Annotated in this window: 25 protein-coding genes; 3 read left to right on the forward strand and 22 right to left on the reverse strand. The window is 65.4% G+C overall.

Annotated elements, in window-relative coordinates:
• Window positions 1-88: 88 nt before the first annotated feature.
• The 18 genes from ACFVVC_RS09655 to ACFVVC_RS09740 form a co-directional block, all read right to left on the reverse strand.
• Complete coding sequence (locus tag ACFVVC_RS09655; protein ID WP_387451946.1) at window positions 89-832, reverse strand: polyprenol monophosphomannose synthase; 744 nt, start codon at window positions 830-832, stop codon at window positions 89-91.
• 95 nt (window positions 833-927) lie between these two features.
• A complete protein-coding gene (locus tag ACFVVC_RS09660) occupies window positions 928-2,577 on the reverse strand; it encodes an amidohydrolase (protein ID WP_387451948.1) in 1,650 nt (549 codons plus the stop codon).
• 57 nt (window positions 2,578-2,634) lie between these two features.
• The gene (locus ACFVVC_RS09665; RefSeq protein ID WP_387451951.1) at window positions 2,635-5,550 is read right to left on the reverse strand and encodes a DEAD/DEAH box helicase; all 2,916 of its coding nucleotides are present in this window, start codon (window positions 5,548-5,550) and stop codon (window positions 2,635-2,637) included.
• 20 nt (window positions 5,551-5,570) lie between these two features.
• On the reverse strand, window positions 5,571-6,365 hold the full coding sequence (gene tatC / locus ACFVVC_RS09670; protein ID WP_387452666.1) for a twin-arginine translocase subunit TatC: 795 nt from the start codon (window positions 6,363-6,365) through the stop codon (window positions 5,571-5,573).
• 48 nt (window positions 6,366-6,413) lie between these two features.
• The gene (gene tatA, locus ACFVVC_RS09675) at window positions 6,414-6,686 is read right to left on the reverse strand and encodes a Sec-independent protein translocase subunit TatA (RefSeq protein ID WP_387451954.1); all 273 of its coding nucleotides are present in this window, start codon (window positions 6,684-6,686) and stop codon (window positions 6,414-6,416) included.
• Between the two features lie 32 nt (window positions 6,687-6,718).
• Window positions 6,719-7,066, reverse strand: coding sequence for a hypothetical protein (locus ACFVVC_RS09680; protein ID WP_387451956.1), 348 nt, complete (start codon window positions 7,064-7,066; stop codon window positions 6,719-6,721).
• A gap of 9 nt (window positions 7,067-7,075) precedes the next feature.
• A complete protein-coding gene (locus ACFVVC_RS09685; RefSeq protein WP_387451959.1) occupies window positions 7,076-9,061 on the reverse strand; it encodes a helix-turn-helix transcriptional regulator in 1,986 nt (661 codons plus the stop codon).
• A gap of 103 nt (window positions 9,062-9,164) precedes the next feature.
• Window positions 9,165-9,560 (reverse strand): FKBP-type peptidyl-prolyl cis-trans isomerase, encoded by a 396-nt coding sequence (locus ACFVVC_RS09690; protein ID WP_285243018.1) that lies wholly within the window; start codon window positions 9,558-9,560, stop codon window positions 9,165-9,167.
• A gap of 66 nt (window positions 9,561-9,626) precedes the next feature.
• Window positions 9,627-10,595 (reverse strand): FKBP-type peptidyl-prolyl cis-trans isomerase, encoded by a 969-nt coding sequence (locus tag ACFVVC_RS09695; protein WP_387451962.1) that lies wholly within the window; start codon window positions 10,593-10,595, stop codon window positions 9,627-9,629.
• Between the two features lie 113 nt (window positions 10,596-10,708).
• Window positions 10,709-12,073, reverse strand: coding sequence for a Pup--protein ligase (gene pafA, locus ACFVVC_RS09700; RefSeq protein WP_018761346.1), 1,365 nt, complete (start codon window positions 12,071-12,073; stop codon window positions 10,709-10,711).
• Window positions 12,074-12,082: 9 nt separating this feature from the next.
• Window positions 12,083-12,793, reverse strand: coding sequence for a proteasome subunit alpha (gene prcA, locus ACFVVC_RS09705; protein WP_285246099.1), 711 nt, complete (start codon window positions 12,791-12,793; stop codon window positions 12,083-12,085).
• Between the two features lies 1 nt (window position 12,794).
• The gene (gene prcB, locus ACFVVC_RS09710; RefSeq protein WP_387451967.1) at window positions 12,795-13,616 is read right to left on the reverse strand and encodes a proteasome subunit beta; all 822 of its coding nucleotides are present in this window, start codon (window positions 13,614-13,616) and stop codon (window positions 12,795-12,797) included.
• Window positions 13,617-13,696: 80 nt separating this feature from the next.
• Window positions 13,697-13,900 carry a ubiquitin-like protein Pup gene (locus tag ACFVVC_RS09715; protein WP_018761343.1) on the reverse strand — a complete coding sequence of 68 codons (204 nt, stop codon included), beginning with the start codon at window positions 13,898-13,900 and terminating at the stop codon, window positions 13,697-13,699.
• An 84-nt stretch (window positions 13,901-13,984) separates the two neighbouring features.
• The gene (gene dop / locus ACFVVC_RS09720; RefSeq protein ID WP_387451970.1) at window positions 13,985-15,658 is read right to left on the reverse strand and encodes a depupylase/deamidase Dop; all 1,674 of its coding nucleotides are present in this window, start codon (window positions 15,656-15,658) and stop codon (window positions 13,985-13,987) included.
• Window positions 15,655-17,406, reverse strand: a complete 1,752-nt coding sequence (gene arc / locus ACFVVC_RS09725; protein ID WP_387451973.1) for a proteasome ATPase — start codon at window positions 17,404-17,406, stop codon at window positions 15,655-15,657. Before arc ends, dop begins: the two co-directional genes overlap by 4 nt.
• A gap of 82 nt (window positions 17,407-17,488) precedes the next feature.
• Complete coding sequence (locus ACFVVC_RS09730) at window positions 17,489-18,553, reverse strand: tRNA (adenine-N1)-methyltransferase (protein WP_387451976.1); 1,065 nt, start codon at window positions 18,551-18,553, stop codon at window positions 17,489-17,491.
• A 101-nt stretch (window positions 18,554-18,654) separates the two neighbouring features.
• Complete coding sequence (locus tag ACFVVC_RS09735; RefSeq protein WP_387451979.1) at window positions 18,655-19,845, reverse strand: site-2 protease family protein; 1,191 nt, start codon at window positions 19,843-19,845, stop codon at window positions 18,655-18,657.
• The gene (locus ACFVVC_RS09740) at window positions 19,838-20,569 is read right to left on the reverse strand and encodes an HAD family hydrolase (protein WP_387451982.1); all 732 of its coding nucleotides are present in this window, start codon (window positions 20,567-20,569) and stop codon (window positions 19,838-19,840) included. The genes ACFVVC_RS09735 and ACFVVC_RS09740 overlap by 8 nt, the downstream gene beginning before the upstream one ends.
• 151 nt (window positions 20,570-20,720) lie before the next feature.
• On the opposite strand from ACFVVC_RS09740, the gene ACFVVC_RS09745 reads away from it, so the two are divergent.
• Window positions 20,721-21,626: a PAC2 family protein gene (locus ACFVVC_RS09745; RefSeq protein WP_387451985.1), complete on the forward strand. Its 906-nt coding sequence runs from the start codon at window positions 20,721-20,723 to the stop codon at window positions 21,624-21,626.
• A gap of 79 nt (window positions 21,627-21,705) precedes the next feature.
• Here ACFVVC_RS09745 and mshC read toward each other — a convergent pair whose 3' ends face one another.
• A complete protein-coding gene (mshC, locus tag ACFVVC_RS09750; RefSeq protein WP_387451988.1) occupies window positions 21,706-22,998 on the reverse strand; it encodes a cysteine--1-D-myo-inosityl 2-amino-2-deoxy-alpha-D-glucopyranoside ligase in 1,293 nt (430 codons plus the stop codon).
• 15 nt (window positions 22,999-23,013) lie between these two features.
• Window positions 23,014-23,847 (reverse strand): undecaprenyl-diphosphate phosphatase, encoded by an 834-nt coding sequence (locus ACFVVC_RS09755; protein WP_387451991.1) that lies wholly within the window; start codon window positions 23,845-23,847, stop codon window positions 23,014-23,016.
• 51 nt (window positions 23,848-23,898) lie between these two features.
• Between ACFVVC_RS09755 and ACFVVC_RS09760 the strand changes: the two genes are divergently transcribed.
• Entirely contained in the window at window positions 23,899-24,828 is a 930-nt protein-coding gene (locus tag ACFVVC_RS09760) for an aldo/keto reductase (RefSeq protein ID WP_387451994.1), read from the forward strand.
• Window positions 24,829-24,876: 48 nt separating this feature from the next.
• Here the strand turns inward: ACFVVC_RS09760 and ACFVVC_RS09765 are convergent, their stop codons facing one another.
• Entirely contained in the window at window positions 24,877-25,140 is a 264-nt protein-coding gene (locus tag ACFVVC_RS09765) for a hypothetical protein (protein ID WP_285243032.1), read from the reverse strand.
• A 40-nt stretch (window positions 25,141-25,180) separates the two neighbouring features.
• Between ACFVVC_RS09765 and ACFVVC_RS09770 the strand changes: the two genes are divergently transcribed.
• Complete coding sequence (locus ACFVVC_RS09770; protein ID WP_285246089.1) at window positions 25,181-25,414, forward strand: DUF5703 family protein; 234 nt, start codon at window positions 25,181-25,183, stop codon at window positions 25,412-25,414.
• A gap of 46 nt (window positions 25,415-25,460) precedes the next feature.
• On the opposite strand, the gene ACFVVC_RS09775 is transcribed toward ACFVVC_RS09770, so the two are convergent.
• Window positions 25,461-26,621 carry an acyl-CoA dehydrogenase family protein gene (locus tag ACFVVC_RS09775; protein ID WP_387451998.1) on the reverse strand — a complete coding sequence of 387 codons (1,161 nt, stop codon included), beginning with the start codon at window positions 26,619-26,621 and terminating at the stop codon, window positions 25,461-25,463.
• Window position 26,622: the final 1 nt, after the last annotated feature.

Raw genomic sequence — 26,622 nt, forward strand, 5'->3', positions numbered from 1 at the left:
CGCGCGCCGCGCCCCCTCGCCCCCCCCAACTGGGGGGCGCCCCGGCACATAAGTGCGGGGACGCCCCCTTTGTTAACCCTGCTACAAGCTATGCCTGCGTGTTTTCCACTTTGCCGGCGAGCGTGTTCCAGCGGGCGGCGAGTCCCCATTTGGTGACGTTGATCATGGCTTCCACCACGATGTTGCCGCTCATCTTCGAGGCGCCCAGTTCGCGTTCGACGAAGGTGATGGGGCGTTCTTCGATCCGGAGGCCGAGTTTGGCGACGCGCCAGGCGAGATCCACCTGGAAGCCGTAGCCCACCGAATCGACCTGGTCAAGGTTGAGCTTTTCCAACGTGCTTCGGCGGAAGGCACGGTAGCCGCCGGTCACGTCCTTGATCCGGAGGCCGAGCATCAGCCGGGCGTAGGTGCTGCCCACGCGGGAAATTGCCTGCCGGTAGAGCGGCCAGTTGACCACGCTGCCGCCGGGGACCCAGCGGGAGCCCATGGCGAGGTCTGCGCCCTGCTCGATGGCTTCAAGGAGTTGCGGGAGCTGTTCGGGCTGGTGTGAGCCGTCGGCGTCCATTTCGACGAGGACGTCGTAGCCGGCTTCCAGTCCCCACTTGAATCCGGCGATGTAGGCCGCCCCAAGGCCTTCCTTGCCCTTGCGGTGCAGGACATGGACCTGGGAATCGTCAGCGGCGAAGCCGTCGGCCAGGGTGCCGGTACCATCGGGGCTGTTGTCATCGACCACCAGCACGTCCGACGCCGGAACAGCCGTCCGCAGGCGCTGGAGCGTCTTGGGCAGCGATTCCAGTTCGTTGTAGGTGGGAATGATCGTAAGGACGCGCACGAAGGGCCTTTCCTGGTGGAAGTGGTCGGAGCACCTGTTGCCGGGCTGGCCGGCGGCGGGCGCAACTCCCCATTATAGGGCGGAAGAATCCCGGCTCAGGAACGCAAGGCCGGGCTGGCAAACAGTTCGGCACCGTCTTTTACGGTTTGGAGGCACACGGGATCCGAACCCGTGTCCAGTGCCGGCAGCAGCGGGGTCCTGGCACGTGGATCTGTGCTCCACGATTGAACCCGCCCGTCAGCCACCTGGACCATGAGCTCTTCCACCTCCCACACCGCGAAACTTGCCGGGGCTCCGGGGACCAGTTGTCCGGCCATCGGGTTGGCGTGCCGGGCGGCCCTCCAGCCGGCCCGGGTGTGGCCCAGGAACGCGGCACGCGCGGAAATTCTTTCGTCCTGGTTGTGGTGTTCGACGCAGGCGCGGACACTGGACCAGGGACGCAGCGGCGTCACCGGGCTGTCGCTGCCAAAGCAGACGGGGACCCCCGCAGCGTAGAACGAGGCGAACGGATTCATGGACCGGCTCCGCTCCCCCACCCTTCGCTCATAGAGGCCGCCCGGTCCGCCCCAGGCTGCGTCGAACGACGGCTGGGCGCTCACGGTCACCGAATAGGAAGCCAGTTTTTCGACGGCCGCGGCATCCACCATTTCAACATGCTCAAAACGGTGGCCGGCGGCACGCACCCGCTGTGCGCCTACCTCTTGGGCGGCACGGTCAAGCGCCTCAAGTGCTACGTCCAGCCCGGCGTCGCCAATCACATGGAACCCGCCCTGGATACCGGCCAGCGAGCAGGCAGCGAGATGGGCTGCGGCCTGCTCGACGTCCAGGTACAACGCGCCGCGTTCGTGGCCCGCGTCGTTGTACCCGGCGCGGAGGGCGGCAGTCCGGGAGCCCAGCGATCCGTCAATATTCAGGTCCCCGGCGAGCCCGCGGATGGCACCACCAAACTGTGCAACGAGGGCACGGGCCTGCTCCTCGGAAGCTACTGCCTCACCCCAGTACGCCAGGATATCCGGAACCGGCCGGGCGGATGCATCCGGTGCGTTCCATGCTGCCGCGGTCCTGAGATCGTCGGCGCCGCCGATGTGGGGCGCACCCATCTCGGCGAGGGCCACGTACCCGTTGGCGGCGGCTTCGGCGAGGGCACGGGCCTGGTGCTGCTTCAGGGCCTCGGCCGGAAGCTTCCGCGTGGCCAGCCGCGCGGCCGCGTGGGCTGCCCGGATGACCCTGGCCCCGCCGTCGAACCCGTCCTGGCCCAGAAGGTCCGCGGACTGCGCCAGCGACGGTGAAACGAGCGCCGAGTGCACGTCAACCCTGGACAGGTAGACCGGCCTGCCGCCGGCCGCCCGCTCCAGTTCGTCCGCCGTGGGCAGCGTGGGGTCCGCCCACGTGGTCTCATCCCAGCCGTGCCCCAGCACGGGGCCTTCACCCCTTGCGCCGGCGACGGCGTCCAAGAGCGCCCGGGCAGACGTCGCTGAGCCAAGCTGCAGGGATTCCAGTGCGATGCCGGTTTCCGTCAGGTGCATGTGCGAGTCCACGAAGCCCGGCGTCACCAGTGCGCCGCGGAGGTCGATGATCTCCATGGAGCTGTCGGCGATGGACGTTGCCGCCTGTTCAGACCCAACCCAGGCGACGGTGTCGCCATCCACCAGCATGGCGGTAGCGAACGGGTCCGCCGCGGTGTAGACGGATCCGTTGCGGTACAGGACCGGGGCGGGACGGGCAGCAGCATCGGGGTGGGGCATGGTGGGCAGGACTCCTGGGGTGTGAACGGGCCGGCACGGGACGGCAGGATACGAGGATCAGAGAACGGACGAGTACGCGACGACGCCGCGGCGGATCAGGTTGATGGCTTCAACGCACAGCCGGGACAGGCGAGGATCCAGGCCGGGAATTTTGGCCAGCTGGTCAAGCAGGTCCACCACCTGCTTGACCCAACGGACAAAGTCGCCGGCGGCGAGGTCGGTCCCGCTCAGGACGTCCTGCAGATGCCGCCCGCGGGCCCACTTGTAAAGCGGCCAGACAAGTCCGAGTTCGGGCTCGCCGGTCAGCGGAAGCTTGTTCTCCTCCTCCACGTCCTCCAGGGCGGACCACTCCCTGACCACAATGTCCACGGACGTTTCCAGGGAGACGCTGGGCATCCGCGGCCGCAGGCCCCGGTCCTCCCGCTTGGCCTGGTAAACCAGCACACTGGCCAGCGCTGCCACCTCTGTGGCGTCAAGGTCATCGAAGGCGCCCAGCCGCAGGGACTGGGAGATGAGCAGGTCCTTCTCGCCGTAAATTCGGCGCAGCCGCTGCCCATCGGGACTGATGACCAGCCGGCCGTCACCTGTGTCTTCCAGGTAGCCGTAGGCTGACAGCACGTCGCAGACCCGGTCGAAGGTTTTGGCGATGGTGTTGGTGCGGCCCTGGATCTGGCGGACCAGGCCGTCCGTTTCCCGCCGCAGCTTCCACCAGCGCTCGGACCACCGCGCGTGGTCCTCCCGCTCGCTGCACCCGTGGCAAGGGTGCGCCCGGAGGGCACGCCGGAGATCCGCAATACGCTTCTCCTGGTTGGGCAGCGCCGCGCCCCGGCCGAAGTCGTGGTTCCGGTTTTGGCCGGGCGCGGGCGGGCGGTTCTCCCGCAGCGCATTCCGCGCCGATGAGGCGAGGTCCCGGCGTGACTTGGGCACTTTGGCGTTAAAGGACTTGGGGATGCGGATCCGGGTTACCGGCGCGATGGGACCTTCGAGGTCGTCCGTGCCGATCCTCCGGAGCTGGTTGTCCAGTGTGAGGACGGCCGGCCGCGGTTCGCGGCTGCCGTGGTCGGAGCTGAGGACGACGGCGGGTCCCGGCGCGCGTCCACCCGGAACGTTGACCACGTCGCCGGGCAGCAATCGGGCCAGCGAGTCGTCGCTGAGCGACTTCTGCACACGGGACTTGGTCCGGGACGTGGCGTTCTCGGCGTCGGACAGTTCCCTCCGAAGCCGGGCGTACTCGGTGAAGTCGCCCAGATGGCAGGTCATGGATTTGGCGTAGCCGGCGAGGGATTCTTCCCTGCTTCGGACCTGCCTGGCGAGACCCACCACGGAGCGGTCGGCCTGGAACTGGGCAAAAGACGATTCGAGGATTTCGCGGGCCCGGGACCGGCCAAACTGCGCTAGCAGGTTGATGCTCATGTTGTAGGTGGGCTGGAAACTCGAGTTCAGCGGGTAGGTGCGCCGGGAGGCGAGGCCGGCCACCGCCGTCGGGTCCGTCCCGGGCTGCCACAGCACCACGGCGTGGCCTTCGACGTCGATTCCGCGCCGTCCGGCGCGGCCGGTGAGCTGCGTGTATTCACCCGCGGTGATGTCCACGTGGGCCTCACCGTTGAACTTGTCCAGTTTCTCCAGCACCACCGAGCGCGCCGGCATGTTCACGCCCAAGGCGAGGGTCTCCGTGGCGAAGACAGCCTTGACCAGGCCGGCGGCAAAGAGTTTCTCCACCACCTCCTTGAAGGTGGGCAGCATTCCGGCGTGATGGGCGGCGAAGCCCCTGAGCAGTCCGTCCCGCCACGTCCAAAAGCCCAGTACATCGAGGTCGTCCGGTGGAATATCCTGCCCGGCTTCGTCAACCCGCTGCGCGATGATCCGCTGTTCGGTTTCCGTGGTGAGCCACAGGCCGGATGCGACGCATTGGGCGACTGCACCTTCACACCCCGCACGGGAAAAGATGAACGTGATGGCCGGCAGAAGGTCCATCCGGTCAAGGCTGGCGATCACTTGGGGACGGCTGGCCCGGCGCACCCCTGCGGGTTCGGCGCCACGGACCGGACGGTCGTCACCGCGCCGGCCTCGTTTTCCCGGGCCTTGGCGGCTCCGGAAGCTTTGCTGGATTTCGCGGCGCGCCACATCCAGCAGTTCAGGGTTGACGTCAAAGCCGCGGGCCTTGGCGTCCTCGCGGGCTTTGTCCTGCGCGGGCGCCTGGTCGTCCCCTTCCCCGCCGGGCAGGGCGATCTCGTCGAAGGTGGTTTCGCCGGCGAAAAGGTCCATGATCCGGCGGCCCACCATGACGTGCTGCCACAACGGTACGGGCCGGTGCTCGGACACGATAATGTCCGTGTCGCCGCGCACGGTGTCCAGCCACGCACCAAATTCTTCGGCGTTGGAGACCGTGGCGCTCAGGGAGGCAACCTGGACCTCGCTGGGCAGGTGGATGATGACTTCTTCCCAGACCGCCCCGCGGAACCGGTCGGCAAGGTAGTGCACCTCGTCCATGACCACGTAACCAAGGTCGTCGAGCGTGGCGGAGTCGGCGTACAGCATGTTCCGGAGGACCTCGGTGGTCATGACCACCACCTGCGCGTCGCCGTTGATGCTGGTGTCACCGGTGAGGAGCCCCACGTTGTCCGCGCCGTACTTGGTGGCGAGCTCGCTGAATTTCTGGTTGCTGAGCGCCTTGATGGGCGTGGTGTAGAAAGCCTTCAGGCCCCGTTGCAGGGCCAGGTAGATGGCAAACTCGCCAACGATGGTTTTGCCGGCGCCGGTGGGGGCTGCCACCAGGACTCCCCTGCCTTCCTGCAGGGAACGGCAGGCGTTCCGCTGGAAGTCGTCAAGCTCGAACTCGAGGGTCCGGGAAAACTGTCCGAGGTACGTGGCGCCCTCAGCCCTGCGTTCAGCGCTGGCACGATACCTTTCAGCGGGAGACAGTTCTTCGGAATCAGTGGGTCCGGTGGAGAACGACCCGGTGTTGGAAGCCATATCCCAAGCCTAGCGGCAGGCTAGAGCTTCTTGAGTTCACTGCTGGGGGTGGCTACGTCAGCGCTGGCCTCGGTTTCGGCAACCTGCTTGGCCTGACGGCGGTCTCGCCTCTTGTCATTCATGATGCAGATCCCGATGGCAGCAAAGAACAGTGCCAGCAGTGGTCCTGCGAGCATGAACATTGAGATGGCGTCCGCGCCCGGCGCGGCAATGGCTGCCAGGACGAACACGAGGAACACCGTGATGCGCCAAGCCTTGAGGATGGTGCGGCCGGAGACAAGGCCGGCCATGTTGACGCCGACCAGCACCACCGGGACCAGGAAGGCGAGGCCCAGCATCAGCACCATGCGCGTGACGAATTCGATATAGGTCCGGGCATCGATGACACTCGAGGAGCCTGCGGGGGTGAATTGCGTCAACGCGTGGACCACCTGCGGAACCACCAGCCAGCCCACCCAGATTCCGGCAAGGAACAGCGGGATGGCGGCGGCCATGTAGCCCAAGGTGTAGCGGCGTTCCTTGGATGTCAGGCCCGGTGTGATAAACGCCCAGAGCTGGTAGATCCAGATGGGGCTGGAAATTACCGCCCCGATGAGGAGCGACATCTGGAGCTTGAAGTCAAAGGGCGAGGCGATGGTTCCGAAGTTGATCGCTGCCAGGCCGCCGGTTTCATCTGAGATCCTGTTGACCGGTTCGGCCAGGGCCTTCAGCAGCGGATCGTAAAGTATCCAGCCCCCAATGCCGCCGATGACGACGCCGATGGCCGACTTGATCAGCCGGTTTTTCAGCTCCTTGAGGTGCTCCCACAGGGACATCCGTCCCTCGGGGTTGGCTTTACGGGCCCGCGACAGTGCCACGGGAGGTCAGGCGCGGGTCGACGGCGGAACGTCAGTGCCGTCTGTCGGCTCAGCGGGCTTCGCCTTGGGATGGTTCACGATGGTGCCTTCCACCGGGCCCGAGGGCTCGGAGGACTCGGCTTTGCCGTCGTTCTTCATTTCCTTGACCTCGGATTTGATGATCCGCATCGACTGGCCCAGGCTGCGGGCCATGGCCGGAAGTTTGGGGGCGGCGAAGAGAAGCAATGCTACAACGATGATAATGACGATTGGCCAGGGGCCATCAAAGAGTCTTCCCACGGGAAATCCTTTCCTCTAAATACATCCTACTTCTATGTGAAGTCGAGATCTCCGAGCGCCTGCGGCTGGCCCCGGTCCTTTTTGCGCTGCACTCGACGGCGGCGGCGTTCTTCCTGCCTGGCCGATTTGGATGCCTCGTAATCATGTCGCATCACGGCGGGTGAGGCAAAAACCGCCGAACCCGGCGCGACACGTGATGGATTGGCGGGCTCCTCCGGCAACCCTGCCGGGCCAAGGCTCCCCAGCCTTGCGGCGGCCTCGCCGAGGTCCTTTACCGTCGCCATGAACTGGCGGTAGAGGCGGATGCCCAACAGGACATAGAACAGCAGGGATACCGCAACAAGCGCTATCCAAATCAGGATCCAGGACCACCAAGGCATGCTGGAAGTCTATCCGCCGTAGGTTGCCAGCGACGCCGCGAGCCATTCGCTCGCCGCACCGGCAAGTTCCGCGGGCGCCAGGATCCTGGCCGTGCCCCCGTGCTGGGCCACGAACATGGGCAGCCACGCTGTGTTGCCAAACCTGATCTCGGCTACCAGGCCGCCGTCGGGCAATTCCGCGGTGCGCTCCGCGTAGTAGTCGTCCGCCAGGCCCCTCCCCTGCCGGGTGAGCTGGATGATCACTGTGGTGTCGTCGTCGTTGGGGGTGAAAAGTTTGGCAGGCACTCCGCCGCCGGGCGTGGCGTGGCCGCCGGCAGGTGCGCCATTGGGGTGCACCGCCTGCACGCGGTCCAGGCGGAAGTTCCGAAGCCCTGCCACACTGTGGCACCAGGCTTCGAGATACCAGGTGTTGTCCAGTGAATAGAGCCGAAGGGGGTCGACATCCCGGACCGTGACCGCGTCCCGCTGGGGCGACAGATACGTCAGCCGGAGTTGGGAGCGGGTTTCAATAGCCTGCCGGACGGTGGCATGGGTTTCGGCGTCTGCGGGTGCCACCTGCGGTCCTGCGATGGAGGCCGCCCGGAGGCCCTCCTCACCGGCTGCGGCGAGCAGCTTGAGGGTGACGGATTCCAAAGCCCCTCCGCCAGGCAGGTCGGGCAGGCCGTTGAGCGTTTCGAGGCCGGTCAGCAGTGCACAGGCTTCCTCCACGGTGAATCGGACGGGCCGCTTCAAGTCCAGATCCTGGGAAATGAAGACGTGGTCGTCTTCCCATTGGATATCAAGCAGGTCATCCGGATAACCCTCGGGCAGCCCGGAGCAGATGAGGATCTGGAGATCAGCCTCAAGCTCCTCGCGGGTGATCCCGAAATGCCTTGCGACATCCTGGATGTGCAGGCCCTGGTTGTGGACCAGGAAGGGGACCAGCTGGAGCATGCGCTTGAGCTGGTCCTCGGAGGTCCGCTTGCGGGCGGCCCGGGCGTGGACGTCGATGAACGTGTAAGCGGGGACGGGTGCGGCGTTGAAGGCGGCGGCGGCCTGAAGGCGGCGGCGCACGGCCGCGGCAAGGTCTTCCGGCTCGACCGCCCGGGCGTCCGGCCCGTAGGAGGCAAGTTCTTCGGCAAGCCCTTCCGGATCGCGGTACTCGAGGACAAGCCGGTCAAAGCCGTCGGCGGGCCCTCCGCCCGGCTCCTGCGTCGCGGCGCCTCCTGCACGGCTGCGCAAGGCGAGGAGGCGCCCCTTCCTGACGTCCACGACGGCGGTGCGCAGCGGCAGTTCCGGCAGCCGGTCCAGTTCGGCGCGGATACTGAAGTCCGCGGGCGGTGCGTACTGGTCTTTGGTCAGTATCGTGACGGCGCTGGTGAACCGCGAGAGGCGGAAATGCCGGGGCGCGTTGCGGGTCCGGTCGTACCCCATCAGGTACCACTGGCCAAAGCGGCTGCCAAGGCCCCACGGTTCCACCACGCGTTCTTCCTCCCTACCCGTGGTACCGGCCAGGTAGGTGAAGCTGACAGGATGCCTGGCATGCATGGCGGCCACTATGTCATCGAAGGCCTGCCCGGCAGGCTTGATCCGGGGCTGGACGCCGGCGGGCAGTCCAACGTCCGACAGCCGCCCGGAGGCCTGGATTTTGCGCAGTGCGCTCTGGGCCGCCGTGCCCAGGGCGGCCCGCTCCCAGAGCTGCGAGGCGAGCAGCAGGACGGTCCATTCCTCTGGTCCCAGCTGGACGTCGGGGAGGGTGTTGGATTCCTTGCCGATCCGGTAGCGCGTGGTGGCAGGGTCGTCTTCGCCCCAGCCGGCGTCGGTGAGGGTCTCGACATCGAAGCCCATGGCCCGCAGGTCGTTCTTGTCGCGCTCGAACATCCGGCCGAACGCGACGTCGTTGCCGGAGGCGTCGTGGTAGACCTTTTCCCGCAGTTCGCTGCGCCGCAGCCCATAGCGGGTGTTCAGGAGCGCGATCAACAGGTTGAGGAGTCGTTCAGTGCGGGAGACGGACACCTTGGCTACGTTACTAAACTCCTGCGCCTTAAACCGAAAGCGCGGCAGCACCGGGAAACATCCCTGTGCTGCCGCGCCTGCGGTTGGTGCGGTGTGCTGAAAGTCAGCGGACCCCGACGAGGTCCACGACGAAGATCAGTGCCTCGTTGGGCTTGATCGCTCCACCGGCTCCACGGGAGCCGTATGCCAGTTCTGAGGGGATCTCAAGGCGCCGCCGGCCGCCGACCTTCATGCCCAGCAGGCCCTGGTCCCAGCCCTGGATGACCTGGCCGACACCGACGCGGAAGTCCAGCGGTGCGCCGCGGCCCCATGAGGCGTCGAACTCTTCGCCGGTGGACCAGGCCACGCCGACGTAGTGGGTGGAGACGGTGTCGCCCGCCTGGGCTTCCCGGCCGTCGCCCTCAATGAGGTCGGTGATGACCAGTTCCGTGGGGACGTCGCCTTCCGGAAAATCGATCTCGGGTTTCTGGCGGTCGAATTCCCGCTGTCCAAACGACATGTTTGCTCCTCTGCGTGAGTGTTCTGGTGGGTGCCGCGAAAGGATGCGGCCTCCTTGTAAGTGTTGCTACTTGACCCCGAGGATGTCCACTACGAAGACAAGGTCACCCTTTGCCTGGCCCTTGCCGGCATCGCCGTAGGCCAGGTCCTTGGGAATGACAAGCAGGACGCGGGAGCCGACGGTCTTGCCGGCCAGGCCCTGGGTCCAGCCCTTGATGACACCGGTCAACGGGAAGGTTTCAGGCTGGCCGCGGTCGAAGCTGGAATCGAACTTGGTTCCGTCGGCGAGGTTGACGCCAACATAGTTCGCCGTCAGCCTGTCGGTTTCCTTGACGGTGGCGCCGGTGCCCTTGATCAGGTCCTGGGACACGAGTGCCGTGGGGGCAGCTGCACCTGCAACGTTGATTTCCGGCTTGCCGTCTTTTTCCGTCACGGTGGGAAGGCCGGGGGGCGGCGTCACGGTCTCGCCCTGGGCCTTGTCCAGGACGGGTGTGGAGTCGGCAGCGGAAATGACCTTGATGATCAGCAGCTGCGTGGGATCAGCTGCCGCGCTCGGGCTGGGGCTGGCGCCGTCGGACGGGCTGGGGCTGGCTGACGGGGCACTTTGCTGGCCCGGGACGGCCAAGGCCAGGCTGGATCCGACCTTTGCGCCAACGAACGCGTTGTAGATGACCGGGCTGCTGGTCTTGAGGTCGTCGGTCAGCTCGAGGCTCTCGGGGTCGCTGGGGAACGTGTCCTCCAGCTGGGATCCGTCCGTGCCGTTCAGGGCCAGGATGGAAATTTTGGCCACCTGGTTTGCCTTGACGGCGTCGCCGCTGCCTTGGGAAACGACCTTAATGGTCGGTTCGGTGACGGACAGGGGCTTGGCGAAGTCCACACCCGGGGCCTTCTTGTCGCCGTTGTCGGTCAGCTTGAGGGAGTCGAACTTTGCAGTCTCCCCGGCGGACTGGCTGGTGGGCTCAGGCTGTGAAGCTGTGCCTCCACAGGCGGTCAGCAGCAGCAGGCCGGGAAGGAGGATTGCTAGTAGTCGGCGCACGTAGGAAACTTTCGTCGGGGCAAGGTGGATACGACATTCCGCATGGCAGCGGACCGTGCCGTGGCAGGTCCCGTTAAAAGGACCTCATCCAGAATAGACCCTGAAGCTGGACGTCAGCCCATAGAGTCCAGCAGGGCATCCACGCGCTCATCCACGCTGCGGAACGGATCCTTGCAGAGAATCGTCTGGTGGGCGCGGTCGTTGAGCTTCAGGTGCACCCAGTCCACCGTGTAGTCCCGTCCCAGCTCCTGGGCCCGGCGGACAAAGTCGCCCCGCAGCTTGGCGCGCGTGGTCTGCGGCGGCGCGTCCACGGCTCCCTTGATGACGGTATCGTCAACGATCCGGCGCACGGCCCCGCGGGACTGCAGCAAATAGTAGATACCCCGGCTGCGGGAAATGTCGTGGTACGTCAGATCGAGCTGGGCAATGCGTGGCGCCTCCAGGCCCAGGCCATGGCGTTCACGGTAGTTGTCCATCAGCTTCTTCTTGATGGCCCAGTCTATTTCGGTGTCGATGCTCCTGGTATCGCCGGTTTCGATCGCGTGGAGGGTGCGTTCCCACAGGTCCAGGATTACCGGAACGTGCGGGTTGTGCGCGCCGTGCTCCTGGACGAAGGCGGTGACCTTGGTGAGGTACTCCTGCTGGATTTCAAGGGCCGTGAGCTGTCGCCCGTTGGCAAGCCGCACCAGTGCCCTGCCACTGAGGTCATGGGAAATTTCGCGGATGCTCCGGATCGGGTTTTCCATGCGCATGTCGCGCATGATCACCCCGGCTTCGATCATGCGCAGCACCAGGTCCACGGTGCCCACCTTCATCAGCGCCGTGGCCTCTGACATGTTCGAGTCCCCGACGATGACGTGGAGCCGCCGGTAGAACTCGGCATCCGCATGGGGCTCGTCGCGGGTGTTGATGATGGGTCGTGACCGGGTGGTGGCCGAGGAGACGCCCTCCCAAATGTGGTCGGCGCGCTGGGAAAACGCGTACGTGGCTCCGTGCGGCGTCTTCAGGATTTTTCCGGCCCCTGCGATGAGCTGGCGGGTCACGAGGAAGGGAATCAGGATCTCGGCGAGGCGGGAAAATTCTCCGCGCCGCGGGATGAGGTAGTTCTCGTGGCTGCCGTAGGAGTTGCCGGCCGAGTCCGTGTTGTTCTTGAACAAGTACACGGTGCCGTTGAAGCCCTCTGCCGCCAGCCGGGCCTGGGCCTCGTCCACGAGGTCGTCGAGGATCAGCTCACCCGCGCGGTCATGGGCGATCAGTTGGGCAAGGTCATCGCATTCGGCGGTGGCGTACTCGGGGTGGGATCCAACATCGAGGTAGAGCCGGGAACCGTTGGTGAGGAACACATTGGATGAGCGTCCCCAGCTGACCACCTTCCGGAAGAGGTACCGCGCCACCTCTTCCGGAGCAAGAGGCCTCGAATCGGGGCTTGAATACGAGATCCCGAATTCGGTTTCGATACCGAAGATTCTCTTGTCCATGTGGTCCTCCTAGGCCAGCAATGCCGTAATGTCCGCGTCGTTCAGCCTGCGGAAGGCGCGCCGTGACCCGCGGGAGCTTTCGGAAAGCCTGTCCAGGACCGCCACCTCGAGGGCGCTTGCGGGCAGCGGCGTGGCCGGTTGGTCCGTGTCCGCGGCAGGTGTCAGCCCTTTCAACGCCAGGCGGACGGCGTCGGCGAATCCCAAGGAGGCCTGCCAGCCGGCGTCGATGGCGGAGGAGACTTTCTCGGCCTGTCCACCCATGACGACAAAGCTGTGTTCGTCTGCGATCGAGCCGTCGAAGGTCAATCGGTACAGGTGGTCGTCGGCTTGGGTGGGGCCCACCTCGGCAACGGCAAGCTCCACCTCGAAGGGCTTTTGCTCGGCGGTGAAGACTGCTCCGAGGCTTTGGGCGTAGACGCTTGCCAGGCCGCGGGCGGTGACGTCCTCGCGGTCATAGGAGTAGCCGCGCACGTCGGCGTAGCGGACACCGGCCTGGCGGAGGCTCTCGAACTCGTTGTATTTGCCTACGGCGGCGAAGGCGATCTTGTCGTAGATTTCGCCGATCTTGTGCAGTGACGGGGAAGGGTTCTCGGCGACCAGGGCGATGCCGTCGGCGCAGCTGATCACCACCACCGAGCGGCCACGGGCGATGCCCTTCCGCGCGAAGTCTGCGCGGTCCTTCATCAGTTGTTCGGGTGAGACATAGAACTGCTGCGTCATCTCAGGCCTCCCGTCCGGCGATCGTGCGGGACTCGATGACGTTCCGCGAGGCGGCCGAGAGTTCGGCGTCCGGAACCCGGCGGGCACCTGTCCTGTCCACCGTATAGACCACCGGCCACAACTGCCGGACAGTATCCGGGCCACCGGTGGCGGAATCGTCATCGGCGGCGTCGTAGAGGGATTCCACGGCGACGGACAGCGCCTCGGCAGCGGTGAGGTTGGGGCGCCAAAGCTTCTTCAGGGCGCCGCGGGCGAAGACCGAGCCCGATCCCACCGTATGGTGTTCGTGTTCCTCATACCTGCCCCCGGTGACGTCATAGGAGAACAACCGGCCCACATTGGCGCTGGTATCGAAACCGGCGAACAGTGGCACCACCGCCAGGCCCTGCAATGCCATGGGCAGGTTGCCCCTGATCATGGCGCCCAACCGGTTGGCTTTTCCCTCAAGGCTGAGCTGGGTGCCCTCGATCTTTTCGTAGTGCTCAAGTTCCACCTGGAAGAGCCGGGTCAGGTCGATCGCAATGCCTGCGGTCCCCGCGATACCCAGGACCGAGAACCGGTCGGCGGGGAAGACTTTCTCAATGTGCCGGCTGGCGATGACATTTCCCATGGTGGCCCGCCGGTCGCCCGCCATCAGGACACCGTCGTTGTAGCTCAGGGCAACGATCGTGGTGGCGTGGGGAACCTGCACGGGGGCAGCCGCTGACGCACTACCGGAGAAGGACCGGCTAAAGGGCAATAGCTCGGGCCGGTCCCGCTGCAAATGCTCGGTAAAGGACGAGGTGGCGTTGGCGGCTACCTGGTTGGCGGTTGATTCCTGCACTCATCACTCCTTGAACGTGGTACTTCAACGTCGGTACAGATTCCGGCCGGCCGCGGCTTCCGCCACCCATCGGGTCCGGGTTACTGGCCGCCCTTTTGGACGAATGCCCGGACGAATTCTTCGGCGTTTGATTCCAGGACGCCGTCGATTTCATCCAGGAGGTCGTCCACGCCCTCTGTAGATGCCGACGCCTGCGCCTCGGGCGGTGCCGGGGGTGCCTCGGGAATGTCGTCTTCGACCTGGCTGTCGCGTGACTGCGGCTGCTGTTGCTCCTGGCCTGCCATTGGGTTCCCTCCTCGTGCTTCCGGCGGATCCGGCGGATCCTCCGATATCCCCATCCTGCCACGGGACGGGCATTCCAGCGCGGTTTACGCCGCAGGCGGAGTGCTGCTGTGTCCCAGCAGTTCTCCCAGGAACGGTCCGGCTTCCCGGTAGCGCTCGAATAACGCTCCGGTCAGCTCTTTGGTTCCCCGCAAGGGTTCCCGGGTGGGCACGCGTTGGAGCCGTCCGTAACCCGGTACGTCGAAGATCACCGAATCCCAGCTGGCGCCCACGACGTCTTTCCCGAAGCTGCTGATGCACTTTCCGCGGAAGAATGCCCGTGTGTCCTCCGGGGGCTCCGCCACGGCGGCGGCAATGGCCGCGTCGTCCACCACGCGCTGCATCCGGCCTCTGGCCAGCATGCGGTGGTACAGGCCTTTTTCAGGCCTGATGTCGGACCATTGCAGATCCACCAGGCCCAGCCGGGCATCACTCCATTCCAGTCCGTCCCGCTGGCGGTAGCCTTCCAGGAGGGAGAGCTTTGCCAGCCACTCCACCGACCCCGCGGCCGCCGTCCGGTCGTTGTCCAGCTGCGTCAGGACGGTGGCCCACCTTTCCAGGACGTCGTGGGTGTGGCCGTCGCCGTCCACGGCGTCACCCACACCGGTGTCCTGCGCAAGTTTGGCAGCGGCCTCGTGGTACATCCACTGAAGGTCCAGCGCCGTCACCCGGCGGCCGTCCAGCAGGCGGAGCTTTGCGGTCAGCGAGGTGTCGTGGCTGACCGTCTTCAGTGCGGTGACTGGCTCGTAGACCTCAATTTTAGGCGCCAGTCCGGCTTCGATCAGGCTGAGGACCAGGGCGGTGGTACCGAACTTGAGGTAGTTGGATACCTGGCTGAGGTTTGCATCCCCAATGATCACGTGCAGGCGCCGGTACTTGTCCGCTGTGGCGTGGGGCTCATCCCTTGTGTTAATGATGGGCCTGCGGATGGTGGTTTCCAGCCCCACTTCTGCCTCGAAAAAGTCGGCCCGCTGGCTGACCTGGAAGCCGGGGGCGGAACTGTCCTGGCCGAGTCCCAAGCGACCGGCTCCGCACACCACCTGCCGGCTGACGAAGAAGGGAGTCAGTCCGCGGACAATGTCGCCAAACGGCACGGACCGGGGCATGAGGTAGTTTTCATGCGACCCATAGGAAACGGACTTGTTATCGGTGTTGTTCTTGTAGAGATTGACCGGAGGCAGGGCAGGGTCAGCTGCGAGGCGCCGGACCGCGGCCAGGGCAACCAGGTCACCCGCGGCGTCCCAGGCCACAGCATCGCGCGGATTGGTCACCTCGGGGCTTGAGTACTCCGGGTGGGCATGGTCAACGTACAGCCGGGCCCCGTTGCCAAGGACCATATTCATTAGCAGGGACCCGGACTCGTCCTGGCCGTCGAGCTCAAGTTCCTCACGGCCGTAAGCCAGCGCTACGGACTCGGCGTCAAGCACGGGTGGCTGGTCGGTCAGCTGGCTGGGATGCGCCGATCCTCGGTCCACCGTCCAGCCCCGGGCATCATGCAGGGGTTCTTCGTCCGTATAGTCCCACCGGGTTTCCGCTCCCCCGGCGGCCCGCTGCCGGGTGACCTGGGCGTAGGCCTGGACAACGCGGGCACTCATCATGGTGGCGTTTGCCGAGGGTGCGGATGGAGCATGGATCCCGTATTCGGTTTCCGCTCCCATGACCCGCATGGCCCCGCCGGCTGGGAGGGCGTCCCCGACGGCGGGTCCTGGTGCACCCGTCATAGATACTGTCCCGTGGTGGGCATGGTTTCGATCGACTTTCCGGGCTCCTGCCCGGCCTTGCCCTGGACGATGGTGCGGATGTAGGTGATCCGTTCGCCCTTCTTCCCGGAGATGCGTGCCCAGTCGTCAGGATTGGTGGTGTTCGGCATGTCCTCGTGTTCGCGGAACTCATCCACGACGGCGCGCAGTAGGTGCTCGATCCGGAGTCCCTTCTGGTGCGAGGTCAACAAGTCCTTGATGGCGTACTTCTTGGCCCGGTCCACCACGTTCTGGACCACGGCGCCCGAGTTGAAGTCCTTGAAGTAGAGCATCTCGGTGTCACCGTTGGCGTAAGTGACTTCAAGGAACTCGTTGGACTTGTCCGTGGAGTACATGGCTTCTACGGTGCGCTGGACCATGGCGTCGACCGTCGCCTGGACGTCACCGTTGTGTTCGGCAAGGTCCGATTCGTGGAACGGCAGGTCAGGGGTGATGTATTTGTTGAAGATGTCGGCCGCGGCTTCCGCGTCCGGGCGCTGGATCTTGACCTTCACGTCCAGCCTGCCCGGCCGGAGGATCGCGGGGTCGATCATGTCTTCACGGTTGGACGCACCGATCACGATCACGTTGTCGAGGCGCTCCACGCCGTCGATCTCGCTCAGGAGCTGGGGCACGATGGTGGTCTCGACGTCGGATGAAATCCCGGTGCCGCGGGTACGGAACAGCGAGTCCATCTCGTCGAAGAACACCACCACGGGGCTGCCGTCGGAGGCCTTTTCCCGGGCGCGGGAAAAGATCAGCCGGATGTGCCGTTCCGTTTCGCCCACATATTTGTCGAGGAGTTCGGGCCCCTTGATGTTGAGGAAGTAGCTCTTGAGATCCACGTTCCCGGACCGTTCTGCCGCCCGGGCCGCGAGGGAATTGGCCACCGCCTTGGCAATCAGCGTTTTGCCGCAGCCGGGAGGACCGTAGAGCAGGATGCCCTTGGGAGCCTTCAGCCCGTGCTCCCGGTAGAGGTCCGGATGCAGGAACGGCAGTTCGACGGCGTCGCGGATCTGTTCAATCTGGGGTCCGAGGCCACCAATGTCCTCGTAGGTGATGTCCGGGACTTCCTCAAGGACCAGGTTCTCCACCTCGGAACGTGGAACCTTCTCCAGGGCATACCCGGTGCGTGAATCGATGGAGAGGGCATCACCGACCCGGAGTTTTTCGGCCAGGAGGGCACCGGACAGGCGGACAACGCGTTCTTCGTCCGCACGGCCCACCACCAGGGCGCGGTCGCGCCCCAGCATCTCCTTCAGCGTGGCCAGCTCGCCGGCCCGCTCATAACCGAGTCCGGCGACGATCAGGAGGGCCTCGTTGAGCAGTACTTCCTGCCCGACGGCCAACTGGTTGATGTTGACCAGCGGGCTGATGCCCACCCGCATCTTCCGCCCCGCGTTGAAGATGTCCGCTGATTCCTCGGTGGCGGCCTGTCCGCTGCTGCCCGGGGCAGGTTGCCGTTTGGGATTGAGCTGCAGGATGGTGCCGAAGCTGTACGGCGGTTGCCCTTCCTGGTCCAGGGCGTTCTTGAGCCGCAGGATTTCCGCTTTCGCGGTCTCAAGCATGGTGACCAGCTTGGTGTTGTTCTGGGTTGCCGCTGCGAGCTGGCGGTCGATGTGCCTGAGCTTGTCCCGAAGTATGTTGACCTGGCGGTCAGCAACCGAGAGGTCGTTGGCGGCAGACTGCTCTGCCGGTGTACGTCCGGAGTCCTGGTTTGGAGTCTCCATGATGTATCAGCCCCTTCCTGCGCTTCTGTTAAGACATTAGTCCCAAGAAGGCGGGTAGGGATGGAGACTCCCGAAATATGGACTAGTTCGTAACCTCGGGCGTATCCACGACGTTCGTGCCGGCAATGGCGTCCCGGGCGGCCCTGCGGAGTTTCTTGTCCGACACCGCACGCTCTCCTACGGCGCCGGGCGTCCAGGCATTGACGTCCTCTTCGTTGAATTCGGTCTTCGATGGACGGCGCTTTACGGAGATTCCGGTGACCCCGTCGGCGAGCCGGCGGGTGACCAGGAGGAAACCCGTGTGCGCCACCATGCGGTGGTCGGGGCGTACCGCCAGGCCTTCGAGGTGCCAGCCGCGGACCATTGACTCCCAGGCGTCGGGTTCCGTGAAGCGCCCGTCGGCACGGATGGCTTCGGCCATCCGGGAGAGCTGGGTGACGGTGGCAACGTAGTTGATCCACACTCCGCCGGGGGCGAGGACGGTGGCAACGGCGTCGAGGCATTCCCACGGTGCCAGCATGTCCAGGACCACCCTGTCGACGGAGCCGGGGGCTTCGGCCTTGACCACTTCCTCCTGGAAGTCGCCGAGTGAAATCTGCCACGCAGGGTGCGGTCCGCCGAAGATGGTCTCCACGTTGCCGCGCGCTATGTCGGCGAATTCCTCGCGGCGTTCGAAGGAGTGGAGGTAACCATTGTCGCCTACGGCACGCAGCAGGGAGATGGACAGGGCTCCTGAGCCGACGCCGGCTTCCACCACGCGGGCGCCGGGGAAGATGTCCGCCATCGTGACGATCTGGCCCGCGTCCTTGGGGTAGACGACGGCGGCGCCACGCGGCATGGAGAGGACGAAGTCGGAGAGCAGTGGGCGCAGTGTTTGGTATTGCTGGCCCACATTGTTCACGACGACGGAGCCATCCACCTGGCCGATGATCTCGTCGTGGTTGAGAAAGCCGCGGTGGGTGTGGAAGGCGCCGCCACGCTCCAGGGTGATGGTGTTCATCCGGCCGCGTTCGTCAGTCAGCTGGACGCGTTCGCCCTCTCGGAACGGGCCGCGGCGACGGGCGGCTCCCACCGGCTGCGAGCCGCTGGCGGCAACACCGGATTGTGCTGCGCCCTGGGCGTCGTTGACGGCAGTTTCGCTGCTCATGATTTTTCCTCGCTCCTGTAAACCTGATTGTGCCGCGCTCCCCTGGCCCCTCGGGGCACCAGTTGGCGTTGGCGGCGGCAATGCATGACCGGCAGGTAACTCTACCGGTTCTGGCCCTGAGGATAGCTATTGTTCCGCGGACGCTTGCCTGTGATGGTTGCGAGGACGGCTTCCTGCGTCAACAGTCCGGTGACCTGTCCGTTGTGGTCCACCACGGCATAGTGGCGGCCCTCAACCTGGGAAAGGAACTGGAGCAACTCCTGTCCCTTGGACCACTCCGGAACATAGGCGCCGTTTGCGAGAGGGAAGGAGACGGCATGGATCGGCGTCGAATCCGCCGCGGCTGCGGGGACGGCCTGAAGTGCCTCCGGGTCCACGACACCTTGGGGCCGTCCGTCCGGTCCGCAGACCACCACTGCCTTTCCGCCTCCTCCCGAGAGGCGGAGGGCGTCTCCGACGGTTGCGGTGGCGGGCAGGCCGGCAGCGGGCATGGACAATGCCGCGGCACTGACCAGTGGGAGCCTGCCGCGGAGTGTCCCTTGTTGGATGGATGCCGAGGCGCCCATCCACAGGAAGCCGCCAACGAGGATGGTGATCATCAGAAAGCTGAAGTCCGGGCGGTCACCGGCGAGGAAGGGGCGTACCAGGAACCAGTATGCGATGGCGATGACGATGATCCGGCCGCCCCAGCCGGCGGCCACGGTGCCCTTGGCCTGGCTGCCGGTGGCTTTCCAAACGATGGACTCGACCAGCCGGCCCCCGTCCAGCGGAAGGCCCGGAAGCACGTTGAAGACGCCGATCAGGAAGTTGGCCCACATGAAGATGTTCGTCAGGATCTCGGCGACGCTCCCGGTTGAAGGGTGGGGCAAGAGCACCCACGCGCCGCCGGCCAGGACGAAGTTGGCCGCCGGTCCGGCGAGGGCCACCAGCACTGATCGTCCCGGAGAAGCTGTGAAGCTCTCGAACTGGGTGTGGCCGCCCCAGAGGTTCAGGACGATTTTTTGGGTGGGCCAGCCATAGATTTTCGCGGTTAGGGCGTGGGCCAGTTCATGCACGAGCACAGAGATCAACAGCAGGACGGCATAGGCGAAAGCGACGATGTAGGCAGTGTTCCCGAGCATTGGGTACTCGCTGCGGAGCACAGGGCCGAAGACGACCACCGTGAAGGCTGCAATGACGAACCACGAGTAGGCCAGAACCACGGGGACGCCGGCGATCCGTCCCAGCGGGATACCTTCGCGTCGTCCGGGGGCCTCCTGGCCGGTGCCCGGCTTCGTGCTGTGGTCAGCCACGGGAATCACCCAAAGCGGGCGCCGGATGGCTTTGGCAACCCGCACCCACCAGCAGGGCTTCCAGCTCTCCCAGCGACCGGCCGGCCAGGGAGTCCCAGAGTTCGTAGCTCTCATGATCGGGCAGGGGAACGATGTGCGGGACTGCCACCGTCGCGACCCCGGAAGCAACCGCTGCAGCCACGCCCGGTACGGAATCTTCCAGCGCCACGCAATGGTGGATGCCGAGCTCGGGGTCAGTTTCCTGCAACAACTCCACTGCCGTCAGGTAGGCCTCCGGATGCGGCTTGCCCCGGGTCACGATGTCACCGGTCACCAGCACGTCGAAGTAGGGCCTCGGAAGGTTGGCGACCACCTCCCGGGCCAGTGGACCCTCGGACATGGTGACCAAGGCGCACCGGACCCCCGCCTGGTGGAGCTCTTCCAGGAGCTCACGGGCACCGGGGCGCCACGGCACTTGCTGCTGGACGCTGCTGATGACCTGAGCCGTCAGGGTGTCGATGATGTCGCGGATTTCCAGCTGCACGCCCGCCTGCTGCAGAAGCCCGGCAGAAAAACTCAGCGACTGCCCAACCAGCTGCATCGCCTGCTGGTGGCTCCAGGTTCCCCCGTGGGCCTCCACCAGGGCCCGTTCAGCGGCGATCCAGTAAGGCTCGGTATCCACGATGGTCCCGTCCATATCCCACAGGACGGCTTTGAGTGGTGAGCTGGCGGCAGGTATTGACATATGGCCAGTCTACGGGGCATGGCTGGGCGGAGGCTGTGGGCTACGCCCTTGGCGAATATGACGCGGCAGGGGTGCAACAGTGACGGGTTTACGGGGATTTGCGGCGCTTCAATCCATGCATGACCAAGCCCCTTGGACGTAGGGTGAAGAAATGAATAGCTTCGAGGGAGCCACGGCCGAAGAGGGTGCCGGACCCGAGCGGGAACGGTTCCTCCAGCCGGTGGCAGACGGACAGCGCGTAACGGTGATGCTTGCCGCCTTTGAAGGGTGGAACGACGCCGGCGAAGCGGCCAGCGATTCGTTGCGGTACCTGAACAAATTGTGGGGCGGCAAGAAAGTCGCGTCCATCGATGCTGACGAGTACTACGATTTTCAGTTCACGCGCCCCACAGTCCGCAGGAACGCCGCGGGCGAACGCAAGATCAAGTGGCCGTCTACCCGGATCTACAAAGCCAGCGCGCCAAACTCCAATGTGGATGTCATCTTTGTGCAGGGCACAGAGCCGTCCTATAAATGGCGCGCCTACACCGCTGAGCTGTTGGTCCATGCGGAAGCGTTGCACGTGGACTACGTGGTCTTGGTGGGCGCGCTCTTGGCCGATGTCCCGCACAGCCGCCCGATTCCGGTGAGCACATCGTCTGACGACGCCCCGCTCCGGGAGCGGATGAACCTGGAGGCTTCCCAATACGAAGGGCCCGTGGGCATTGTCGGCGTGCTGTCCGAGGTGTCCCTGCTGGCCGGCATTCCCACCGTGTCCTTGTGGGCTGCCGTGCCGCACTACGTGGCCCAGGCACCCTCGCCCAAGGCCCAACTCGCCCTCCTGCACCGGATCGAGGAACTCCTTCAGGTGCCCCTGGATACCCATGAACTGGCCGAGGAAGCAGACGCGTGGGAGCGCGGGGTGGACGAGCTGGCCACGGAGGACCCGGAGATCGCCGCGTACGTGCGCCAACTGGAGGAAGCCAAGGATACGGCGGATCTGCCCGAAGCGAGCGGCGAGTCCATTGCCCGGGAATTCGAGCGGTATTTGAAACGGCGGGGCCAGGACAGGGGCTGACACCTGATCGACGCGAAGAGGGCCTGGGCCGGAGGAATCCGGGCCAGGCCCTCTTTTGTGCCGCTCGAAGCAGGGTTCTTTACAGCTGGACGCCCAGGAGGGCGTCTACCGCGTCCTTCACCAGCGTGGCGTCGGCGGCGCTGGTGGCCGCGGCGCTGGCGGCAGCTCCGGCGTCGTTCGCTGACCGTGCCCACCGGGAAACTGCGGCAACCGCTGCCGGCGCGTTGAGGTCTGCTGCCAGCGCTTCGCGCATCTCGGCCAGAAGCGCCGTTGCGGACCCCGCGGGGGCATGCTGCAGGGCCTTCCGCCACGCCGCAAGGTCTGCCTTGGCTGCGGCGAACCCTTCGTCCGTCCAGGACCAGTCCGAACGGTAGTGGTGGGACAGGATGGCCAGCCGGATGGCGGAGGGGTCCTCCCCTGCGGCGCGCAGCCTGGAAACGAGCACCAGGTTGCCCTTGGACTTGCTCATCTTCTCGCCGTCCAGCCCCACCATGCCGGCGTGGGCGTAGTGCTTTGCCAGCGGGACTCCAGCCAGCGAGTATGCATGGCCGGCACCCATTTCGTGGTGCGGGAAGATCAGGTCGGAGCCGCCGCCCTGCACGGTAAAAGGCGACGGCAGGTATTTTTGCGCGATGACTGTGCATTCAATGTGCCAGCCTGGCCGCCCCGCGCCGAGGCTTCCGCCGGGCCAGCTTGGTTCGCCTTCCCGTGCCACCCGCCACAGCAACGGATCAAGGGCCTGCCGCTTGCCGGCACGCCCCGGGTCGCCGCCGCGTTCGGCGAAGAGCTCCAGCATGGCGCTTTCGCCCAGGTGGGAAATGGCTCCCAGCGCCCACGCGTCAGGCGCCGTTGACTGCTTGCCCGCTGCCTCGACGTCGTAGTAGACATCTCCGTCGGGTTCGCCGTTGGTGCCGTGCACCGTGTAGGCCAGACCCATGCTGACCAGGCGCTCCACTTCCGGCACGATGAGTCCGATCGACTCGACGGCGCCCACGTAGTGGTCCGGAGGGAGGACGTTGAGGGCTTCCATATCGGTCTGGAACAACTCCACCTGTTCGGCGGCGAGATCCCGCCAGTCCACTCCGGTGGCGGTGGCGCGCTCGAGCAGGGGGTCGTCCACGTCGGTGACGTTCTGGACATAGGACACCTCGCTGCCGGCGTCGCGCCACGAGCGGTTCAGCAGGTCGAAGGCGACATAGCTGGCGGCGTGACCCATGTGGGTTGCGTCGTAGGGGGTGATGCCGCAGACGTACATGGACGGCCTGGCATCCGGTTCGAGGGCCACTTCGCGGCCTGCCGCAGTGTCGAACAGCCGGATGGCGGGCATGTTTCCGGGCAGGGCAGGAACGGGGCGGGAAGTCCAGGATTTCACAGGTAAAGCCTAGTCCTAGGCGCTGATGACGTTGAAACCGAGCAGGAGGTAGAGGGCGAGGCCCAGGAAAATCCGGTACCAGACGAACAACCTGTAGCTGCGCGTGGAGACGAACTTCAGGAACCAGCCGATAATCACGTAGCCCACTACCAAGGCGATCACTGTGGCCAGCGCCGTCTCGGGCAGCCCGAACGGTCCCGTGATGCCTTCCTTGGTGACCACTTTGTAGAGCTGGTACAGCCCGCTGCCGAATACGGCGGGGATGGCGAGCAGGAAAGAGTACCGGGCAGCGGCCTCACGGGTATATCCCATCAGGAGTCCGGCGGTGATGGTGCCGCCGGAGCGGGATACGCCCGGAATCAGGGCCATGGCCTGAGCCAGGCCGTACAGAATGCCGTGCTTGTAGGTCAGGTGGGCCAGGTCCCGCTTCTGGGCACCGATGGCGTCCGCGACGGCCAGGATGAGGCCAAAGACAATAAGCATGGTGGCGACGATCCACATGCTCCGGAGAACCGATTCGATCTGGTCTTGGAAGAGCAGCCCCAGGACGATGATGGGCACGCTGCCCAGGATCACCAGCCAGCCCATGCGGGCGTCCGGATCCTGCCGGGGCACTTTGCCGGCCAGGGACCCTGCCCAGGCTTTGACGATGCGGACAATGTCACGCCAGAAGTAGATCAGCACGGCTGTTTCCGTACCCAGCTGGGTGATGGCCGTGAACGCGGCACCCGGATCCTGCGCGTTGGGAAGGAACTCCCCCACAATCCGCAGGTGTGCGCTCGATGAAATCGGTAGAAATTCGGTCAGTCCCTGCACTAGGCCCAGCAGGGCCGCTTCAAACCAGTTCACGCTAAGACCCTACGGCATGGCGGCGCCGCTTCTGCCCGTAAGCTTGCTGCTATGCAGCAGCGTTACGTCGGCAACAGTGGATTGCGAGTCTCAGCCCTTTCCCTGGGTACCCGGTCCTGGGGTGGGGATACTGACGAGCAGGACGCCTCCGAGTTGCTGCGGACCTTCCTTAATGCGGGCGGCCGGCACGTAGACACATCCGCTTCGTACGCCGGCGGGGGCTCCGAAGCGATCCTGGGTTCACTCCTGGGCGACGTGGTGTCCCGCACGGAGATTTCCATCTCCACCAAAGCGGGAATGACGACGCCGGATGGCCGCCGCGCCGTGGATACCTCCCGCAATGCGATGCTCACAGGACTGGACGCCAGCCTGGCCAGGCTGGGCACGGATTACGTGGACCTTTGGTTTGCCGAGGCGTGGGACGGGAACGTTCCCCTCGAGGAGACGCTGGCCGCGCTGGAGTTCGCCGTCCGGTCGGGGCGGGCGCGCTACGCCGGTATCTCCAATTTCAAGGGCTGGCAGGCGGCCAAAGCTGCGGCCATCAGCTCCGTTCCGCTCGTAGCCGCCCAGGCGGAATACTCGTTCCTTGACCGGTCCGCGGAGTTGGAACTGATGCCGGCCCTCGAAGACGCCGGTCTGGGCCTGATGGCCTGGGGCCCGCTGGGCAGGGGCGTCCTCACGGGTAAATACCGGGGGAGCATTCCGGCCGGTTCGCGCGGTGCCTCTGCGGGCGAAGCCGATTACGTGGAGCCCTATCTGGAGGAGAGGCCGTCCCGCATTGTGGACGCGGTGTGCATGGCAGCCAATGGATTGGGACGCACCCCCCACGACGTCTCGTTGTCCTGGCTGCTGTCACAGCGCGGCGTCGCCACCGTCGTTGTCGGGGCCCGCACCAACGTGCAGTTGAAGGAAATCCTCGACGCCCAGCTCACACCGTTGCCGCCCCAGATCGCCAGGGCGCTGGAAGACGTCTCCGCCTAGCGCCCCACCGCGGTGTGGTCGCCGGTTGGACAGGCTTGCCGTGGAGCTCTATTCGTCGACGATCTCCAGGTCTTCGTCGTCGTCCACGTCGGCTTCATCCTCGTCATCTTCATCGTCGAACACCTGCAACGGGGTCACTTCGTTGTAGGCCTCGTAGAGGGCGTCCTCGTAAACTTCGAAAGCATCTGCCACTGCAAAAAAGGCTGCCTCCACGGAGGGGTCACCGTCTCCGCGCCGGTTCGATGCTGCTATAAGGTGTTCTTCCAAAGCGGTGGTCAGGGACGAAAGCGCGACACGCGGATCGATGCTCATGACTTCACGTTAGCCGGAAAAGGACGAAAATGGAGAGCAAATGAAGGAACAATTTCTCACCAGCTCGGTCCAGCGGGAGCGGGATTATTTACGTCAGTACGAGTACCTCGTACTGACCCTGAGCCCTGATGATTCGTTGCCGGAGGCACGGCGCCGCCTGGTGGAACACTCCGAGTACGGCAAGTGGGAATTGGAGCGCAGCAAGCTGTACATGGGCGGCGGCAGGCGGTTTTGGCTTCGCCGCCGGGTGATGCAGGTTCAGCGGACCGTATAGGGCGTCCCTTGAGGATCCGACAGGAGCCGGACGCTCCGCGGCTGGATTAGTCCTCCAGCGGGCCAAGCCAGGCGTTGGCAACAGTGTTGTGGGCTGACTCATCGTCGGAGGGGTGGAACATGCCGGCAAGGACGTCCCGGTACAGCCGCTCCAGTTCGGAGCCCCTGAAGTAGCTGGAGCCGCCGCTGACCCGGATAGCCAGGTCCACCACCCGTCTGGCGGTTTCGGTCGCATTCACCTTGAGCCCCACCAGCTTGGGGAACCATTGGGACCCGTGATCGGCAAGGGCGTCAACGTCCGCGGCCACGGCGTCCAGCTGGGGGTAAAGCGCGTCCATGGCCATGGCAGCCTCCGCGACTTTCCAGCGGATGTCAGGGTCCTGGGCATAGCTGCGACCGCCGTTCTTGAAAGAAGTGCGCCGCTTTGCCGTCTCCACACCCACCGTCAGGGCACGCTCCCCCAGCCCCGTATAGACGGCGGCGAGGAGCGTTTCAAAGCAGGCGAAGATGGCGAAGATGAGGGGGTCGGCGTTGGGTCCCACCGGCAGCTTCCGGAAGATCCGGTCCGCCGGGACTGCTGCACCGTCCAGCACCGTGGTGGCGGACTGGCTGGCGCGCATGCCCAGCGTGTCCCAATCGTCAAGGATCCGGTAACCCGGCGATTTACGACGGATGAACCCATGGACCAGCTCGCCCTCGCCGTCCCTGGCCGCGGGGTCCTTGCCGAAGATCCCGAGCCGGGTCCAGGCGGGCGACAGGCTCGTGAAGATTTTGGTGCCGGTGAACGTGTACCCGCCGTCCGGGCCCGGCGCCGCCGTGGTCCGTGAGTCAAAGAGGACGGAGTCGTTGCCCGCTTCGGAGTTGCCGAACGCAAAAATTTCGCCCTGCGCAGCTTCCTCCAGGACGAAGGACAGGGAGTCGTCTCCCCGGGTTGCCAGGACATGTGCGACGCCGGTCCAGACCATGTGCATATTGACCGCCAGCGCGGTGGCGGGGGCAGCCGTTGCCAGCCTGCGCTGGCACTGCGCCGCCGCCCGGAGCCCAAGGCCCGGACCGCCGTCGGACGCCGGCACGAAAAGCTTCAGGTACCCCGCCGCCGCCAACTCCTGCAAGTCCTCGTGGAAGAAGGCATTGTCCCGGTCGTAGCCGGCGGCGCGTCCCCGGACGCGCTCCAGGAGAGCGTCCGGCAGCAGCTGTTCCGGAGTCACG

Origin of the sequence: Pseudarthrobacter sp. NPDC058196, assembly GCF_042882685.1 — a bacterium.
Classification (GTDB): Bacteria; Actinomycetota; Actinomycetes; order Actinomycetales; family Micrococcaceae; genus Arthrobacter.

Bases quoted from the DNA above. Each gene is read 5' to 3' on its own strand.
- dop (WP_387451970.1), bottom strand. From the start codon at position 15,658: ATGACGGGTGCACCAGGACCCGCCGTCGGGGACGCCCTCCCAGCCGGC.
- ACFVVC_RS09770 (WP_285246089.1), top strand. From the start codon at position 25,181: ATGAAGGAACAATTTCTCACCAGCTCGGTCCAGCGGGAGCGGGATTAT.
- prcA (WP_285246099.1), bottom strand. From the start codon at position 12,793: ATGACGCAGCAGTTCTATGTCTCACCCGAACAACTGATGAAGGACCGC.
- ACFVVC_RS09760 (WP_387451994.1), top strand. From the start codon at position 23,899: ATGCAGCAGCGTTACGTCGGCAACAGTGGATTGCGAGTCTCAGCCCTT.
- ACFVVC_RS09765 (WP_285243032.1), bottom strand. From the start codon at position 25,140: ATGAGCATCGATCCGCGTGTCGCGCTTTCGTCCCTGACCACCGCTTTG.
- ACFVVC_RS09680 (WP_387451956.1), bottom strand. From the start codon at position 7,066: ATGCCTTGGTGGTCCTGGATCCTGATTTGGATAGCGCTTGTTGCGGTA.
- pafA (WP_018761346.1), bottom strand. From the start codon at position 12,073: ATGGACAAGAGAATCTTCGGTATCGAAACCGAATTCGGGATCTCGTAT.
- ACFVVC_RS09665 (WP_387451951.1), bottom strand. From the start codon at position 5,550: ATGGCTTCCAACACCGGGTCGTTCTCCACCGGACCCACTGATTCCGAA.
- tatC (WP_387452666.1), bottom strand. From the start codon at position 6,365: ATGTCCCTGTGGGAGCACCTCAAGGAGCTGAAAAACCGGCTGATCAAG.
- ACFVVC_RS09690 (WP_285243018.1), bottom strand. From the start codon at position 9,560: ATGTCGTTTGGACAGCGGGAATTCGACCGCCAGAAACCCGAGATCGAT.
- ACFVVC_RS09740 (WP_387451982.1), bottom strand. From the start codon at position 20,569: ATGTCAATACCTGCCGCCAGCTCACCACTCAAAGCCGTCCTGTGGGAT.
- ACFVVC_RS09745 (WP_387451985.1), top strand. From the start codon at position 20,721: ATGAATAGCTTCGAGGGAGCCACGGCCGAAGAGGGTGCCGGACCCGAG.
- ACFVVC_RS09715 (WP_018761343.1), bottom strand. From the start codon at position 13,900: ATGGCAGGCCAGGAGCAACAGCAGCCGCAGTCACGCGACAGCCAGGTC.
- ACFVVC_RS09730 (WP_387451976.1), bottom strand. From the start codon at position 18,553: ATGAGCAGCGAAACTGCCGTCAACGACGCCCAGGGCGCAGCACAATCC.
- arc (WP_387451973.1), bottom strand. From the start codon at position 17,406: ATGGAGACTCCAAACCAGGACTCCGGACGTACACCGGCAGAGCAGTCT.
- ACFVVC_RS09660 (WP_387451948.1), bottom strand. From the start codon at position 2,577: ATGCCCCACCCCGATGCTGCTGCCCGTCCCGCCCCGGTCCTGTACCGC.